This window comes from Trichocoleus sp. DQ-A2 (assembly GCF_039961915.1).
Lineage (GTDB): Bacteria > Cyanobacteriota > Cyanobacteriia > Cyanobacteriales > FACHB-T130 > FACHB-T130.
On the sequence record NZ_JAMPKD010000001.1, the window covers coordinates 158899 to 176221 of the forward strand.

At 46.2% G+C, this 17323-nt stretch carries 14 protein-coding genes; 3 read left to right on the forward strand and 11 right to left on the reverse strand.

Translation table 11 applies throughout. The annotated features are described in order from the left end of the window. Positions 1 to 436: 436 nt before the first annotated feature. Entirely contained in the window at positions 437 to 1486 is a 1050-nt protein-coding gene (locus NC997_RS00655) for a hemerythrin domain-containing protein (RefSeq protein ID WP_190524392.1), read from the forward strand. A 344-nt stretch (positions 1487 to 1830) separates the two neighbouring features. Here the strand turns inward: NC997_RS00655 and NC997_RS00660 are convergent, their stop codons facing one another. Next, the gene (locus NC997_RS00660; protein WP_190429986.1) at positions 1831 to 2691 is read right to left on the reverse strand and encodes an SDR family oxidoreductase; all 861 of its coding nucleotides are present in this window, start codon (positions 2689 to 2691) and stop codon (positions 1831 to 1833) included. A 131-nt stretch (positions 2692 to 2822) separates the two neighbouring features. Then, on the reverse strand, positions 2823 to 4361 hold the full coding sequence (locus tag NC997_RS00665) for an FAD-dependent oxidoreductase (protein WP_190524396.1): 1539 nt from the start codon (positions 4359 to 4361) through the stop codon (positions 2823 to 2825). 231 nt (positions 4362 to 4592) lie between these two features. Between NC997_RS00665 and NC997_RS00670 the strand changes: the two genes are divergently transcribed. After that, positions 4593 to 4988 carry an S-layer homology domain-containing protein gene (locus NC997_RS00670; protein WP_190524398.1) on the forward strand — a complete coding sequence of 132 codons (396 nt, stop codon included), beginning with the start codon at positions 4593 to 4595 and terminating at the stop codon, positions 4986 to 4988. A 363-nt stretch (positions 4989 to 5351) separates the two neighbouring features. Here the strand turns inward: NC997_RS00670 and NC997_RS00675 are convergent, their stop codons facing one another. The 8 genes from NC997_RS00675 to NC997_RS00710 all read right to left on the reverse strand — a co-directional run bounded on the left by NC997_RS00675 (position 5352) and on the right by NC997_RS00710 (position 13697). Next, positions 5352 to 5951, reverse strand: coding sequence for a DJ-1/PfpI family protein (locus NC997_RS00675; protein ID WP_190415889.1), 600 nt, complete (start codon positions 5949 to 5951; stop codon positions 5352 to 5354). Between the two features lie 4 nt (positions 5952 to 5955). Beyond that, positions 5956 to 7092 (reverse strand): serpin family protein, encoded by a 1137-nt coding sequence (locus NC997_RS00680; RefSeq protein WP_190524401.1) that lies wholly within the window; start codon positions 7090 to 7092, stop codon positions 5956 to 5958. A gap of 54 nt (positions 7093 to 7146) precedes the next feature. Then, complete coding sequence (locus NC997_RS00685) at positions 7147 to 7572, reverse strand: TIGR02588 family protein (protein WP_190415885.1); 426 nt, start codon at positions 7570 to 7572, stop codon at positions 7147 to 7149. Further along, the gene (locus tag NC997_RS00690; RefSeq protein WP_190524404.1) at positions 7569 to 8453 is read right to left on the reverse strand and encodes a TIGR02587 family membrane protein; all 885 of its coding nucleotides are present in this window, start codon (positions 8451 to 8453) and stop codon (positions 7569 to 7571) included. The genes NC997_RS00685 and NC997_RS00690 overlap by 4 nt, the downstream gene beginning before the upstream one ends. Before the next feature lie 340 nt (positions 8454 to 8793). Further along, positions 8794 to 9810 carry a peptidoglycan-binding protein gene (locus NC997_RS00695; RefSeq protein WP_242031222.1) on the reverse strand — a complete coding sequence of 339 codons (1017 nt, stop codon included), beginning with the start codon at positions 9808 to 9810 and terminating at the stop codon, positions 8794 to 8796. Between the two features lie 66 nt (positions 9811 to 9876). Beyond that, positions 9877 to 10347 carry a nitrate reductase associated protein gene (locus NC997_RS00700; protein WP_190524407.1) on the reverse strand — a complete coding sequence of 157 codons (471 nt, stop codon included), beginning with the start codon at positions 10345 to 10347 and terminating at the stop codon, positions 9877 to 9879. Between the two features lie 141 nt (positions 10348 to 10488). Further along, a complete protein-coding gene (locus NC997_RS00705) occupies positions 10489 to 11886 on the reverse strand; it encodes a chloride channel protein (protein WP_190524410.1) in 1398 nt (465 codons plus the stop codon). A 302-nt stretch (positions 11887 to 12188) separates the two neighbouring features. Continuing rightward, positions 12189 to 13697 carry a NarK family nitrate/nitrite MFS transporter gene (locus NC997_RS00710; RefSeq protein ID WP_190440015.1) on the reverse strand — a complete coding sequence of 503 codons (1509 nt, stop codon included), beginning with the start codon at positions 13695 to 13697 and terminating at the stop codon, positions 12189 to 12191. A gap of 1010 nt (positions 13698 to 14707) precedes the next feature. Between NC997_RS00710 and NC997_RS00715 the strand changes: the two genes are divergently transcribed. Next, entirely contained in the window at positions 14708 to 14941 is a 234-nt protein-coding gene (locus tag NC997_RS00715) for a hypothetical protein (protein WP_190524412.1), read from the forward strand. A gap of 59 nt (positions 14942 to 15000) precedes the next feature. On the opposite strand, the gene NC997_RS00720 is transcribed toward NC997_RS00715, so the two are convergent. Then, the gene (locus NC997_RS00720; protein WP_190524416.1) at positions 15001 to 17247 is read right to left on the reverse strand and encodes a nitrate reductase; all 2247 of its coding nucleotides are present in this window, start codon (positions 17245 to 17247) and stop codon (positions 15001 to 15003) included. Between the last annotated feature and the right edge of the window lie 76 nt (positions 17248 to 17323).

Consider the following 17323-nt stretch of genomic DNA (forward strand, 5'->3'; position numbering starts at 1 on the left):
CTAGGAGGGTCTATAAGCTATGCTCCTAGATTTATTTTATTGACGAGTTAATTTTTCTTGAGCGCGTAACTTTACGTTTTCTATTGAAGGAATAAAGTATATCTATCCTTTTTTAGGTGTGAGATACCATTGGTTCAGCTATCCAGCTTTTTAGAGAAGCCGGAGAACTCCCGTTCACAAATCATTTACAGCGATATATTCTTGAAACTTATTTAGATGAATCATCACTATACTCAAGAACCCTAATTTTGCAAACTATCAAAAGTAGAAGTTTCAATAATTTGAATTCCAAATAAAAATCTATAAGTTAAAAGTATTTATCTCCTCTATGAACCATACTTTTGGATTCAGTCGCGGGAAAGATGAATTACCTTAAGAGATTGTGAGATTATTCATAAAGATTCAAAAATCATAATATTTCAAAGAAGGAACAAAAATGGTATCAACACTGGACGATACAAAGCGCATTGCGATCGCTCAAAAATTGGCAGACATGAAAGCGACGCAAAATTTAATCATCTCTAACGAGCAAACACTGCTCGGTGCCACTCACGATCAAGATGTGCGCGATCGCTTGCAGAATATGCTCCAGGACGACCAGAAAAACCTGGGCGTTCTAGAAACGGTAATTGTTCAGTACGGCGTTCCCTCTGAACCCCACGAGACAGTTCAGGAATTTGTTCAGAAGACCCAAGAATTAATGTCTGGTGATAAGCTGTCTCTCTACCAGAAATTAGTTCAACACGAACTCCTGAAGCACGCTCAGGCGATGAGCGGTATCGTAGTTCACAAAGCTGCTCAAGTCGTGGGTGCTGATATTGAACTGGCGATTGGACCTTTAAATGCTGTTAACTTTGAGAACCGCGCTCACCAGGAACAACTCAAAGGACTGCTAGAACTCGTGGGTGTCCGCGAACTGACTGGAAAAGACGCAGATCAGGGACTGTGGGCACGAGTTCAAGACGCTGTTGCAGCCTTGTCTGGTGTGTTTGGTAGCGCCGTCACCCAAAACACCGATAAGCAAGATATGAACATCCAGACGCTCATCCGCCTGGATCACAATAAGACCAACACCATCTTTACAGAAATTGGGGCTACTGACGATCCTCAAAAACTCCAAGAGTATTTTGGGCAGCTCTACAAAGATTTATTGGCACACGCTCAAGCCGAAGAAGAAATCGTTTATCCCAGAGTTCGCTCTTTCTACGGGGACGACAATACTCAAGAGCTGTACGATGAGCAAGCCGAGATGAAGCGGATGTTGGATGAAATTAAAGCGATCAACCCTGCTTCTTCCAAAGACGAATTCAAATCAAAAATTAAGCAGTTGATGGATGCGGTTGGCGATCATATTCGTCAAGAAGAAAGCACGATGTTTGCAGCCATTGACAACAATTGCAGCACCGAACAAAAAGAGCAAATGTCTAGCGAATTCAAAGCTGCCAAGAGCAAAATTCAGCAAGAAATGGCAGCTTCGACGAAGTAATCGGAAGCACACTCAACCTCTGACGCCATACCTCTCTAAACTTAACTGACGTTTGCACTCCCGCCACTTACGTGGTGGGAGTTTTTTTAGTTCACTAAGCAAATACACGCCCCCGCACTAGAAGCGTAGGTGTACATAAACAAAGCCTGCCTACGCAGACTCAACTAAAAATTCTTCAGCCTACGGGGAGCAGCTTTTGTACGCACAAGACCCACCTTTCAAGGTATAGGCGCATGCACTAGGATGCATCCTATCGCTAACTCCTAACATCTATCAAAAAACCCGTTTTCTAGTTAGAAAACGGGTTTCTATTCTTTCAAGAAAAATCGGTAGTCATCTTAGCGTTAAGCATTGACAACATCGCCACCGTTGGGATGCAAAATCTGACCGGACATATAAGAAGAGTCGTCTGACGCCAAAAAGACGTAACTAGGCGCAACTTCTTCTGGCTGTCCAGCCCGTTGCATCGGCACTTGTTTACCAAAAGAGGCAACTTTTTCCTCTGGGAAAGTTGAGGGAATGAGCGGCGTCCAGATGGGACCTGGGGCGACGCCATTCACGCGAATTCCCTTTTCCACCAGAGATTTTGAGAGCGATCGCGTAAAGGCAACAATGGCCCCTTTAGTAGACGAATAATCGAGCAGCTGCTGATTCCCTTTATAAGCTGTCACCGAAGTGGTGTTGATAATCGCGCTGCCTTCTTTGAGGTGCTTGAGTGCAGCTTTCGTCAAGAAAAACATTGAGAAAATGTTAGTCCGGAACGTGCGCTCAAGCTGTTCGGCAGTGATGTCTTCGATGCTTTCTTGAGGATGCTGTTCGGCAGCGTTGTTAACAAGAATATCGAGTTTCCCAAGCTCCGCAACCGTATTTTCTACAGCCTGCTGACAGAATTTTTCGTCACCAATGTCGCCAGGAATCGTAATACATTTGCGCCCTTGTTCTTCTACCAGCCGTTTCGTTTCTTGGGCATCATCGTGTTCGTTCAGATACATGATTGCCACGTCAGCGCCTTCTTTGGCAAAAAAGATAGAAACTGCGCGACCAATGCCGCTATCACCGCCAGTAATCAACGCCACTTTATCGCGTAATTTGTTACTACCTTGATATTTACTATCATCCGCCTTGGGGCTAGGCGTCATTTCTGATTCGGTACCCGGTCGATGGTCTTGATGTTGGGGTGGTTGTAGCTGTTGTTCTGCTGGCATTAGTGTGTCCTTAAACTGTGTCTAAAAAAATGAAATCCAGAGAGGATTTCTTGTTTCTATTCACCCAACACGCTAGCAACCCTCCAGATTGACTTAATCAATCTGGAGAGGGAAAAGAAAAGTGAATGGAGTTAACTTTTCGTTGTAAATTGACTGGGCAATTCTTTTTGATCGAGATCCGTAATCGGCGGGCCATTGAGTACCTCACCCGTAGGGCTGAAACGTCCACCGTGGCAAGGGCAATCCCAAGTTTTTTCGGCGTTATTCCAGTCAACAATGCATCCAGCATGAGTACACACCGGAGAAAGTGAACAGAGATAATCTGTCTCGTCGCGGTAGACGGCATATTTCTTCCCGTTGATGTCAAGAATCTTGCCTTCGCCTGGTGCTACGTCCGAGGGTTCATTGCCTTCCGACTTAAAAAGCCGATCCGCTACAAAGTGCTTGGCGACGCCCAGATTCTCCGTCACAAACCGCTGGGCGCTGGCTAGAATATTCGCGCGATTGGGGTCGTAAAGGTCGCTCCAGGGATTCGTCCGTCCCAGAATCAAGTCGCTTGTTAGCATCCCGCCAACGGTGCCGAAGGTCATGCCGTTGCCAGAATAGCCGGTAGCAACGTAGATATTAGAATTCGCTGCGGTTTTCCCGATATAGGGTAGACCATCGACCGGCTCGTACAATTGAGCTGACCAGCGATAATCGATAGAGGCGACATCATAGAGCGATCGCGCATACACTTCCAAGCGCTCGAAACACGCCTCATTATCCACATCCTCACCCGTCTTGTGGTCTTCACCGCCAATAATCAGCAGGTCTTTGTAGCTGCGTGTATAGTGATACGGCTCCTCGGTATCCCAAAACAGTCCTGGCGGTAATGGCGATCGCAATCTCACTCCAATAACGTAAGAGCGATACGGGGCAATTTTCGTGGTCATTACATACAAGTCCGGGAGACTGTTCAGATTGTGAATCGGCGTATGAGTAGCAATAATCACATCTAGCGCCGTTACCGTCCCCTGTTCGGTAGAAACTCGACTCGGCTTGTCTCCGGTGATATCGACAACAGATGACTGCTCAAAAATAAAACTGCCACCACCGTCAATCGCCTTCGCAAGCCCTTGGAGATAGGGAATCGGGTTAAACTGCGCTTGATTGGGGAACATCACCGCCGCTTCTACCGGAAATGGCAGTGGCACATCCTTGGTCAAAGCAGCCGGAATCACTAACTTGCTAACCGCTTCCGCCTCTGACTCAATTTCAGACACATCCTGGGATTTTTCAGTGTAAAGATATCCCGGCACTCGCTGAAAATCACAATCAATCTTCTCTTCTGCCACAAACTTAGCAATGCGTTCAATCGCCGCACGACTGGATTCTGCTACCAGCTTCGCATCCGTGTCGCCCAAGGAGGAAATCAGGTCTTGGTAGCGTTCGTCAGCAGCTTCGGTGAGGTGGGCAGTCGTATAGCCGGTGACACCACTGCCAATTTGCGATCCCTCGATTACTGCAACCCTTAATCCAGCGCGTTTCAATAGCAACGCAGCGGTTAAGCCAGTAATGCCGCCGCCTACAATGGCAACATCTACGGTAATATCACTGGTCAATTGCGGGTATTTTGTCCCTTCTGTAGTGTCGAGCCAAACAGAGACGGAGGTTCCTGGTAAATTCATTCAGCGTTCTCCTGAGACAGTATAAATTTTTATATCTAGCGCTTTACCTATTACTGGGATAACGTCTGAAGGCGGAACCTGGTATCTGTAATTAGAAGTAAGTAAACTTTGATACTTTTCCCGGCAGCAATCAACACATAGCTAGTTGATTTTCATTACAATAAGATATAAAAGTTTCTTTTTCAGCAGACTTCAAGTTACCTTTTTGCAAATTAAGTGGAAAGAATTAAAATGTCTAAATTTTTTAAGACTCTACTTTTATATAGTCCAGCCGTTTCGGGAATGGCCTTGCTGTTAGCAAACAGTGCAGTTGCACAAGAAGCGATTCCCAATAATCCAAATTCTCAAATGCCACCTCCAACAGAGCGTTATGGGTGTCTCAGTGGAAATGGCGATGGAACTTTTCAAGGCAATCGGCCTGTAACTCGGTATGAATTTGCTGCCGGTTTAAATGCCTGCTTAAATCAAGTTGAACAACTCATTGATAATCCTGCTGGAAATCGAGTTACTCAAGAAGGGTTAACGGTTCCAAGAAGTCAATTAGAAACCTATCGATTAGAGTTGGAACGTTTGCGTAATCGAGTAGATAAGCTGGATACCCAGACAAGAGAACAGTCGAATCAGTAGTTTTTTTAAAAACAGAAAAAAAGAACGGTTGTGATTGAGGAACTGGATTTCTAATCAAATACTTCTCGATTAGTGATGTTACATCCAAAGAAAGCCCCCAAACCCTCTTTTAAAGCTACCGTATACGCACAAGACTTCTTTAACTTGCAAGTCCCGTTTTGATCCCCCAACCCCCCTTAAAAAAGGTGGCGAATTCAGTCAAAGTTCCCCTTAAAAAGGGAGATTTAGGGGATCAATCAACTTTTTGCCCCTTAACCCAAGATGTGCGTACACCGTAGCCTTAAAAGGGGAGCTAAGACCGAATCGCAAGTGTAGATAGCGCTAAGACAAGTAAATTATCTAACTTCGATAGGATTGAGACCGTTAAACCGCAACCATTTCTTGATGCTCAATCTTCGTTCCCAAAAGTTTCAAGAATTCTGCCAACCAGTTAGGATGAGCAGGCCATGCAGGTGCTGTTACTAAGTTACCGTCAACCATTGCCTCATCTGGTGGAATATGCACGTAAAGCCCACCTGCCCGGTTAACATCCGGGCCGCACGCGGGGTAAGCGGTGCAACTTCTGCCTTCTAGCACTCCCGCTGCCACCAAAACTTGTAACCCGTGACAAATTGCAGCAATCGGTTTATTTGCTTCGGCGAAGTGGCGGGTGATTTCTAATACTTTCTGGTTCAAACGGATATATTCTGGCGCACGTCCACCAGGAACGACTAAGGCGTCGTATTCTGTCGCTTCCACTTCATCAAAGGTAGCGTTTAAGGTGAAGTTGTGACCGGGTTTTTCACTATAGGTTTGGTCGCCTTCAAAGTCATGGATTGCGGTTCGCACCTCGTCCCCTGCTTTCTTATTGGGGCAAATCGCATGGACAGTATGCCCAACCATTTGTAATGCCTGGAATGGCACCATTACTTCGTAGTCTTCAACAAAGTCACCGACGAGCATCAAGATTTTTTTTCCCGCCATTTTCCTAACTCCTGTTTGATTGCTTGGATGTTGCAGTCTGTGGCTCCATAATAGAACCCATAAACAGCAAACTTCCAGTATCATCATCCCGAATCGCGCAGAAAAACGGGCGGTCAACCACCATGCTAAAGGGAGGGTCGGGGGGACCGAATGAGGCTTCTATACCAGTTGCGGCGGCGGCTTCGGTTCCTTCTTCGTTGACTTCGAGAAAGGTTTTATGGATGACGCTGGCAATGGCAATGTCTTGGGCAGACATCTGCTGGAAACCTCCTTCAAAAGCCATTCCCATCCCCAAGGCAATCAGGGCATCATTGAGTGCTACTTGATACTCTAGCTGAAAGCGGGGTAAAACGAGTGTTCCTTCCTCTCGCCAGAATTGGTAAATCCATTGATTCCAGTTTTCAGCGTTCAGATTTTTGTGGAATGCTTGCAAGTTTGAGTCTTGATCTGGAAGGAAGATGTACATACTCACCTGTTCACTACCGTAGGGTAAATTAACCGCCTGAAAGTTCTTACCTTGGTAGTAGCGGTAGGTTCTGTGCTGAGACATCATCGGGTACTGTTTCTGCGTCCCATCAAGTAATGTAAAGGCTCTATCGTGTGTATTTTCTTTATCGAAAGGGCTTGCCCAAATACCTTTAAAATAGATAGCGTTAATTAGGATTAAAACGGTTTGAGGGTCAAGCTTTTGGAGAATTGTCTCGATTTTGCCGTGGGTGTTTTCGCTTACCCAGTTGTTAATAGTTGCCAAAGCATCGGAACTACTAAAGTCCAGGTTGGTTACTTTTGCACCGTAGAACTCTTGGGTTCGCTTCAAAAAATCCCGTTTAAATTCCACATTCTGATTCGCCCAAAGCGAATTAGCGATCGCTAACTCCACCTCGTTATCCAGATTTTCTAGCGATTGTTTCAACTGTAAGTTAGCTTCGTTGACTTGTTGCAAGCTCATTTCTTGCAATTCCAGCGCGATCGCCATTGCCGCTTGTGTCTGCCCCACACTGCCGTTATAGGTCATTGAGAGCGCGATCGCTATGCTTGCTGGAGAAACAAAAATGTTTTTGTCAGGCTCCTGCTTTGTAAGTTCCCTAAATAGTTTGAAGGCAAATCGAGTATTCGCTGCGACAAGCTTGTTATTAACCATTGCATCGTTTCCAATAATTACAGCGAACCGGGAAATGAGCAGTTATCAAAAAACTTAAGGTAACTTGTAGCTAGAGACTCGCACGACTAACTCGCCATCGCGGGGATTCCGGCTAAAGATAAATGCGCCTTCTTCCTTTTCGCCGCCGGAGAGAAAGTCAATTTGTTGTTCGCCAGTTTCTTCAACTTTCCCATTAACCCGCAACTCGGCAATAATCTGGACTGATTCAGCAGTTTCTCCACCAGTATTCGTCACTTCAAAAGGGATGTAGAATTGCTCTTGAGTTTGACGAAGTTCTCTTTCCTTCGCGGTGACTGATAGAGTCGGGGGTTCATTTTTCTGGGTTGCCCAGTCATACAGCACCAGTCCTACGAGTAGCGCCACAATAGATGTCGCGATCGCAAAGGAAACCCATTCCGCAAGCGATCGCGGCGGTCGTTGCTGTTGGGATGAATTGCTATCTTGATTCGTTTGGCTCATGCTAGCAACCTTCCTGCTGCGCCACCTACAGTGGCTGGGAGTCCTAGTAACAATGTATAGCTCAACCACATTTGCCACGGATCGTCAAAGCTCAGCTGGTGGAAGAACCACAACATAAATGTGGCTGCCAGAAGCGACACTAAATAGGAGCAAACAGTTTCGCTTAAGGGACGCTGAAAAAGTCCTTGCTGTTGTTTCCGTTGTTGTTGATTAGTAAAGCCAGCCTGAAAGACAATCCCATAAGAAATTAACAGCGAGGCAACAATAATCGCAATCAGCCACGGAGGGGAAGAAGCAGCGACTAGCATGGGAATTTCGTCAGTAGGCGCAATGTTAAAGGCAATAATCGTGGCACCAATCAAAGTACCCCCAATATCTGCCAAGGTCGCATTGAGACGGGTTTTGTCTGGTTGTGGGGGATTTTCATCGCTGTTAGGAGATTGATAGCGATCGCCACTTAAAAAAGAACGTGCTAGTGCCACACCCAAAGCAAACGGTACACTCTCGAAGATTATTTTTCCTAATGCTTCACCCAAAGAGGTATCGAAGGTGATTTCGCGCAATAAAATTAGGATACTTGTCGCGCAGACGACGCCGATAGCGATCGCTTCAATGGTATCCATTACGGCTTCACCCGGTCGAATATCCTTAAATTTGCGAAAGCCTTCGGTGCGATTGAGCAGGAAAACGACGATAAACGTGGCAGCGATCGCAGCTAGCATCACCGGCGGTTCCGTGAACGACCCAATCCACCAGACTTCCATCGTGTACAGTAGCGGAATTCCGAATAAAAACCCACCCGCGGCACCCCGCAGTAGATCATCCCATTCTTTCGACCAAATGTTTTCGGGTTTATGTTTTGGAGCGCGTTTAATCTTCATTAGGGGGGCATCGACTTTTCATCCGCTTATGCCAAGCCAAAAGTCATTCTCAAGCAACCAAGCCAGAGGCAATAACAGATGAAGCTAGCGGTAAGCCGTTCGTCAACTTATTCCTTAAATGTTATCAAACCCTGACTCTCGAATAATGTAAATCATTCAATAGCCGTCTTATTTGATTTCGGAAGAAATGAACTGCTCCAAGTCCCACAGGGCGATCCAACAAGACAATAGAGAATTTAATAACTACTGCAAGGATTGCTGTCGAAGCAGATAAAAGCCAGGAGGAAGAGAAAATTCTGAATCGTTTGTTTTCCTAACTCCTGGCTTTTCTACCCGATTTTTAAGTTGTTTTACGCCATCTTTTCCCAAACTCATCGAGGGTTGCTTTCGGAATCTGCGTCTGAAGCCACTCCAGCGCATCATCTTGATGAGGCAACCCTTGGTAGTATTTGCACATATTCACCAGATTAACTGGAGGCACTTGTGTGGGGTTGGTGAGCGCATTCCAGGTAGTTGTTCCCACAACTCCATCCGCCTTTAACCCTTGGGATTTCTGAAAAGCAATCACAGCCGTTTCTGTGCCCGTACCAAAACTACCATCAATGGGACCCGGATTAAAACCTTTGTCCTTCAACAACTGCTGCAATTGTTTGACTTTTTCTCCTCGCGATCCAACTCTTAAGGAACCATCGTCTGTCGGAACACCGATTGCACTCAACTTTTGACGAACGGCTTGACGCAAACGGGGTAGTTGAGCGTATAGCCAATCACCAGGACAATCAGTAGCAGAAAAATCTCGATGCCCTTTGATATTATCAGGAGAAATTTTGCAGGAACTGCAAATTGAAACGCATAAATCGACTAAACTATTCCATTGTTTTTCACCCATCTGATGGGTCATAAATCTGCCTTCATTTTCAATTCCCGGCGATTCATTGCCTAGAGCACTGCCAGCATGAGACGAGCGAATACACAAACCTCGTTTAATTTTTGCTAAAGTGCCATTTCTTCCTTCTAGGAGAACGCCGTCCGTTGTATTCAAAAAATTATGACCGGAATCCCACCAGCCGAAAACATCCATGTGGGTATTCTGAACACTTTTGGCAAATTTTTTCGCTCCATCCACAGTTCCTTTCGATATATGGCTGGGGGGATTGGGCGTATCGGTATGGTGAACGATCACGTATTTAGGTGTGGTTTCCTCTGACCACTGTTTGGGGGGTCTGGCCCCCCACTCCTGACATGAAATAACGCTAGCGGTAAAAGGCATGTTGAAGATGTCCTGTAAAGTTGACGGCAGATGAATAATGAGCGCGATGGGACAAACCACAAACGCTTTCTCTAGCACTGCCAGCATCGTTTGTAACCTAATAACTATGCCGCAGCAAGGTAAGTAGCAATTTTTTTCACATTTCTTGATAGCTCAGATTAAGTGAAATTCTTGGAGTGCGGCTAAAAAGTTTTGGTTTTCGTGACTGGGGCGGCTGAGTTTGATGAGGGCAAAGCGTTGGGCGGGAGTGAGTTCTGCCCATTGTTGGGGTGTCAGTATTGCTCCAAATTCTGCTGCCTTTTCCTGAATGTTAGCCGGTATTTTTGTAGCATCCATCCAATCTGGATGAGGTTCTATCGGAAGGTCGCCTGGAGAGACGCCCGTGTGTTCTACAACGAATTGGTGCAGTAATTTCCGGTAGGCTTGAGCTTCATCTGTTGTGGTACAGGGCATCTCTACCAGGGTTTGTCGTTCCGCTTGACTAAATTGGTGCCAGTGAGGCAATTTTAGTTTGACGCCGCAAGTGTCTAATTTCATCCGCACCTGCATCGGAATGCAACGCAAGGACTCTACAAAATCGGCTTCAAATTGAAAGAAATTATTTGTAGATTTGTCAGTCTTCATTCATTTTCTGGGTAATTAATTCATTAAAAATAACAAAAATTTTGATGAATAACTTCTCCAAAGAAAAAGCTCCTAAAGGCATAAACTGCGACTAATAGGAGCATTACCACAATCGTGAAAAGCTTTCAATATCGGCAGGATTCAAGGGCTGGTTTGTGGAAAGTCCCTAGCAGCAGTATATAGGGGCAGCGAGGTGGGGTTTTGCAACCCGGTCGGCGTGCGCGATCGCTGCGTTTGAATCAACGAGACTTGGGTAGTCAACAGGAAACTGACAAAACTGGCAATCACCAGAACCGGCACCATTGCGGTGTCTGAAAGCACGCTGAGAATTACAGTGGAACTAATCGGTGTTTTCGTCACCGCCACGTTCACTGCCGCCATCATGCAAATCATACCGATTGTCGGGTGGATTTGTGGAAAAGCCAGAGAAATTGCCAAGCCAACTGCTGCACCAATGTAAAACAGCGGAAAGATGAAGCCTCCCCGGAAACCGGAGTGGAGAGTGAAACTAACTGCTAGCATCTTCGCGAATGCGATCGCGAGCAACATCGTTACTCCAAACGTCGAACCTGTTTCGACAATCGTATGAATTTCCTTTTCGCCAAAAAATAGGGTCTGGGGAAACACTAAAGCAATCAGCCCAATTGCGAACCCTCCCAAAGTAGCCAGCGCAATCGTGTGGTGTTCGATGTATTGAGTCAAGTACCCAATACTCCGGAACAGAACAATAAAGATGATCGCAATCAGCGCCCCTAGCGCCCCCAGCAGTGCGCCTTGACCCAAATTCATCAGGGAAAGCTTAGGAGGTGCGACAAAATGATACATCCCCCCAATCGTCAACCCCGTGTTAAATCGAAACACAAAAAAGCTTAAGATTGCCGAAAGCACGGCAGGAATGAGCGCTTCGTAGTATTCTAATCCCCGACGATGGGGAATTTCTAGGGCGAAGAGTGCGCCACCAAGAGGCGCACCAAAGAAGGCACCCAGTGCCGCACTCATGCCGCAGAAAGTCAGCACGCGAGTTGTCGTCAGGGTCAAATTGAGCTTTTGACCCAGCCAGCCGCCAAAACTGCCATTGATTTGTACTAGCGGGGCTTCAGGACCCGCACTGCCACCGGCTGTAATCGAAAACAGGGAAGCGACAATCATTGCCGGAGTTTGGCGTAGGGAAATTCGTCCTGGATCGTGTACCTTATCAACGACTAGAGAAACTTCACCGGGAAGCCCCATGAAGTGCAGTGTGAGACCGACAAAAAATCCCCCAATTGTGGTAGCAATCCACACGTAATTCCAGGAGGGAAATCCGCTAGGGAAGTAAGGATTCAAAATATCAGGGAGCGTGTGCCAAACAAAATGCAGGCTTAATTCCAGTGCGTAATAATAAACCGTTGCAACTAATCCTCCAGCAATTCCAATGACTGCCGAACAGAGAATAATTTGCTGATAAGTTAGTTCGCCTGCACTGTTGGAATCGTTAGGTAATGTATCAGTATATACGTTATGCTCGTTGCTGGCAGTTGTTCGATCGGGAGACGACATAAAATCTCCTCAAAGTCACTAGCAGTGTGAGTAGGAAAGCAAAGTTAACTTAATCCCAAATCACCCGTTTAGGTGTATTAAAAACAACTTTATCCCGAAAGAATGTTAATAATCTATCTAAATTGGTAAGGAAGCATGAGTAGCCAAGCATATCTCTAAACCCGCTCAACACGCCATAAAAATATAGGGGTGACTTTCAATCTCACCCCTACTCGGTTGGTTTTAGAAAAAGACAGTTATTAAACCTAAGTTGGGATAACTTTTAACACCTCATTTATTCCCAATTAGGACTTCTACCAAAATTAATTTTGTTCGCGTTCGTGCGAGAAAACGGGCGTTTTTGAGGATGTTATTCCGACTTCTTCACCTTCATGAGAGCCTTCCGGTTCTTTGAGAAGAAACGCACAAAGACTAGCCGAAATTAAGCCAACAATTCCTAGCATCTGGAAAAATATGCGATCGCCCGCAGCATCCTGAGGTAAAAAGCTATAGACGGTGAGGTAAATTACCGCTCCTACGTTGCCATAAGCACCCACGTTACCAGCAATCTGACCCGTTACACGCCGCTTAATTAGAGGAACAATTGCAAAGGTCGCACCTTCCGCTGCCATGACAAAGAAGGAAGCAATCATGGTCACAATAACTACCCCGAACAGGGGTATATTTGCACCCAAACCGCTAAACACTAGATAGCCAATTCCTGTGCCAGCAAGCGTTGCTGCCAGCGTCCACTTCCGGCTGCCAATCTTGTCAGAAATTAAGCCACCTCCTGGACGAGCCGCCAAGTTCATAAAGGCATAAGTTCCGGCAACTCCCGCTGCTAGCGCCTCTGTCAATCCAAAGCCTCTTTGAAAAAACGTTGGGAGCATGGAAACAACAGCTAGCTCTGAGCCAAAACAGGCAAGATAAGCAATTTCTAAATTGACGACTTGACCAAATTGATAGCGCTCTTCAGCAGAGTAGCGCTTTTTACCAGTCATCAAGCTGTGATTTGCTTTCCAACAGTTATAAGCTTGGAATACATACAAGCACAGCAGCAGAAACCAGGTGACATACAGTTGAGTGATATTAAGAAATTTAACTTGATTTAAGCGCCAAGCAATGACGCCCAAAACGCCGACTAAGGGAATGTTGCTAAGTAATAGAAACCAGAAGTCTCTCTGGGTAGTCACTTCTATTCCGGCGCTGCTTTGGGGACGTTGGTAAACCTTACCTGGAGGGGTATCTTGGACGTTTAAGTAATAAACAATTCCGTAGATAGCGGCAACAATTCCGGTGAGCGCGATCGCAAACCGCCAGTTAACTTGACCTGCCCCTAAAAAGGCAGCTGCTGTGGCAATTGTCGGGAGGGTAAACGCTGCACCTGCCGAGCCAAAGTTGCCCCAGCCGCCATAAATGCCTTCTGCTAAGCCAATTTCTTTCGGGGGAAACCATTCCGCCACCATCCGAATGCCAATCACAAATCCACACCCAACGATGCTCAGCGCTAAGCGGCTTAATACTAATTGGGAAAAATTCTGTGCAAATGCAAACATCAGGCAAGGAATCGCCGCATAAATTAAAAGGCATGAATAGGTGATCCGAGGACCGTAGCGATCCAGAATCATGCCGACAATAATTCGAGCCGGAACGGTGAGCGCAACGTTACAAATAGCGAGAGTTCTGAGTTGGGCTTCATTTAAACCTAAATCTGCTTTCACCGCTGTGGCAAAAGGGGCGAAGTTGAACCAAACGACAAAGGTTAAAAAGAATGCAAACCAGGTCAGGTGTAAGATGCGGTATCGACCGCTAAATGACCATAATCCGGACATTTCAGAACCTCTTCTTTTCAAGTAAAGTATGCATCAAAGCGGGAACTGTTCTTGGGTTAGCGTAAATTTTATAGATTCAATCGGGGATATAAATCCTAGGTAAAAAATTTACGTAATTAGGCGCTTGCCACGGGGTTCGGTCTATTTTTTGCTTGAAAGTTTTCAAACATAAAATCTCACCTTATCGAGCCGAGCTGCCGAACGTTAGTTTTTTTAGCAATAAGCGCTTCTGTTAGAGTAATGAACTGAATAATCTGAGTTCGTAGAATTTGTTACAAAAGACAGATTTCTTTTGAAATCTCTATCTTGTTAGGTATTGTATCTGTATTGTGAAGTATTCTTTCTTCTCCATTGCACATTTTGCATTCAACTCATGCAAAATGTGTAATAGAGTGATTATTTTTGAGTATTTTCTGAGCGATAACCGTTTGATTTTTTAAAGCAAATAACTTCCCTTTGATCAAAGGGAAGTTATGAGAAGTTTTTACTAAAGCTGCTTTCCTCAGCTTGGATTTTTAGACCGATTTCTCTGCTGCTATTTTCTAGTTAGGCCCTCTAGAAGCTATCTGTTTACATCTGTCACATCTTACTAAGTCAGCATTTATTAATAGGTTTTGCAGATAGTCTTGGAGCCATTAGATTGTAAGGGCTTAAAAAAATTAAATAATATTGATAAGTCTCTATATTTTCAGAATGCGATCGCGTTATTTGGTCGAATGCTCAGAATCTCAAGCCAAATTAGATTAATCCTATGTGAGCATTTCCTGACATTGACTCCTCTCTAGACACGGATGGTGGTTGCATCCCTCAGCGGGTTCTGCAAACTTGCTAAATCTGATTTCCTCCTTTTGATAGGTGCAGTATTCGCTTAAATTCATCACTACCGAGAAAATCGAGTTCAGGCTATTTTAAACTTTTGTAAAAGAAGATTTTTGTATATTCAGCTACAGAATTTTTGCTAGATTTAAATAGACGCACAATTTTTAGAAATTAATCAAAAGGTTTTAGTAATGAAAACGCAAGAACGCCCCCAAGTATTGATAGCGGAGGAAGAACCCTCTAATCCATTGATGGTGGTGCTTTTGGTTACGGTGGTATCTTTGAGCTTCGGGTTGATTCCGGTTGTTTATAGTTCAACGTTTGCAAAACTCCAATCCCAGACACCAATCGCCCTGGGAGAGGCAGGCTTGTGGAGCGCTTTTGGAGAAAAAGCAGATAGCGTTCGGGTTAACCCAGAACAGTAAGCTTTTGGTAGAAATTTAGGCGTGAAAGCAGATAGAAAATCAAAGCTTTTGCGATCGCTTCAAACAGGCAGCGGTGAGGACAAAGCTTTGGATTGAGTCTCTGGAAGCAAACACTCCTCAGAGATCAGATGGGCAGCAATCGGCACCAGTTGCACGGCGCAAGCTTTCAGTTCGGGTTGCAGAGAGTCGGGACAGGATGCGGAGTGAGTCAGGGTATTCGCTTCGGCATCATCCGCCCAAAGATCGCCCCAGTGAATGGGGACAAAAACTGTACCGGGAGAAATCGTCTGAGTGACTTTGGCTGGGAATCGAGAAGTTCCGCGACGGCTTCGCACTTCCACCCAGTCATTCTCCTGAATCGCCAACTTCGCAGCATCGCGGGGATGAATCTCAATGAACGGTTGCGGATGCATTTGGCGGATTTTTGCAATCCGTCCGGTACGAGTTTGCGTGTGCCAGTGCCCGTACAGCCTGCCCGTCGTCAGCACAAAGGGGAAGTTTGGATCGGGGGGTTCTGCGAGTCCCCGCGAGTGCTTGGCAACAAAACGCGCCCGTCCATCCGGTGTCGAGAAGCGCAAGTCAGTGTAAAGCCTTTTAGGAGTGCTGTGGGAAGATTTTCCCGGTTCCTTTTTAATGTTTAATTTTTCCTTTTTAAGGGGTTCGGGCCATTGAATCGGGCCTTCTTTTTTCAAACGTTCGTGACTAATGCCCGTTTGGTCGCAGAGGCGATCGCGGGTTAGCTGCACAAATTCATCATAAATTTCCGATGAGTGAGTATAAGCAAACTGTTCGGGATATCCCAACCGACGACCCACTTCTGCAAAGATTTCCCAATCTGCCCTCGCCTCCCCCAAAGCTTTGCGGAAAGCTGGACACAGGGTGACGACTCTTTCAGAGTTTGTCATCGTCCCCGTTTTTTCGCCCCACTGCGCCGCCGGGAGTAGAACGTGAGCAAAAGCAGCGGTTTCCGTGGGATAGTAGGCGTCTTGATAGACCGTAAAAGGCGATCGCTTTAGCGCCGCTTTCGTTCGTTCCAGGTCTGGCATACTTACCGCCGGGTTCGTCGCTGCAATCCAGAGAAACTCTACCTCTCCCGTCTCTAGTCCGGTGATAATTTCCCAAGCGCTGCGACCGGGAACCGGCGAAATCTTCCCAGCGGGAAGCTTCCAAAACTGCTCAACTTCGGTTCTCTGCTGGTTATCCTTGACTAAACGATATCCGGGCAACAAATGAGCCAAACCCCCTACTTCCCGTCCCCCCATCGCGTTGGGTTGACCCGTCAGGGAAAAAGGGCCGCTTCCGGGTTTGCCAATTTGACCCGTTATCAGGTGCAAGTTGATCAAGCTGGAGACTTTCGCAGTTCCTTCGGAAGATTGGTTCAAACCCATCGTCCACATAGAGAGGACTCGGTTAGAATCAGCCCACATTTTGGCAACGGTTATCAACTCATCTACGGAAATGCCGCAGCGTTCGGCGACCGCTTCCGGTGGATAGTGTTGAATCACCTCAGCGTAGGTGGAAAAGCCTGCGGTGCAATCCTCAATGAATTCAACATTCATCTTGCCCCATCGTAGAAGCAAATGAGCGATGCCATTGAGTAAATCGATATCCGTACCGGGTCGAATGGCTAGATGCAAATCAGCTGCTTCGGCGGTGGTGGTGCGACGCGGATCGACCACAATCATTTTGACGTGATGGTTCTGTTTATGGTGTTTCCGCAGCCGATTGAAGATAATCGGGTGACACTCTGCGGTGTTGCTACCGATGATAAACGCACAGTCGGTGAGTTCTAAATCTTCGTAGCAACAAGGCGGACCATCCGAACCCAGGCTGTAAAAATACGCCGCCGTGGCGGAAGACATACACAGGCGCGAGTTGGTATCAAAGTTATTCGTGCCCAAGATTCCTTTAAAAAGCTTTTGGGCAAGGTAGTAGTCTTCCGTCAGGAACTGACCCGAACCATAGAGACATAAGGCATCTGGGCCAGTGGAGTTCAGGATGGAACCCATGCGACTGACAATTGCATCTAAGGCTTCCTCCCAGGAAGCGCGACGGAAGGGTGCATCCAAAGAGTCGCGCATCATCGGGTAGAGGAGACGGTTTTTATCAATCGATTCTGAAACCGTCGCTCCTTTGACACATACCATACCTTGACTGGAGGGATGAGAGCGATCGCCTCGCACTTTCCAGATCGGATTTCCTTGACTATCTCGATTGGTCTCCCGATTTGCAGCCGCAGGCGGCGAAACTTCTAAGCCACAGCCAACGCCACAGTAGGGGCAGAGGGTTTTTGTTGAGTCACTCATGGCATTCGTTATTAGTCATGGGTCATGGATCATGGGTCATTAGTCATCGGTCATCGGTCATGCGTAATTAGCAAGT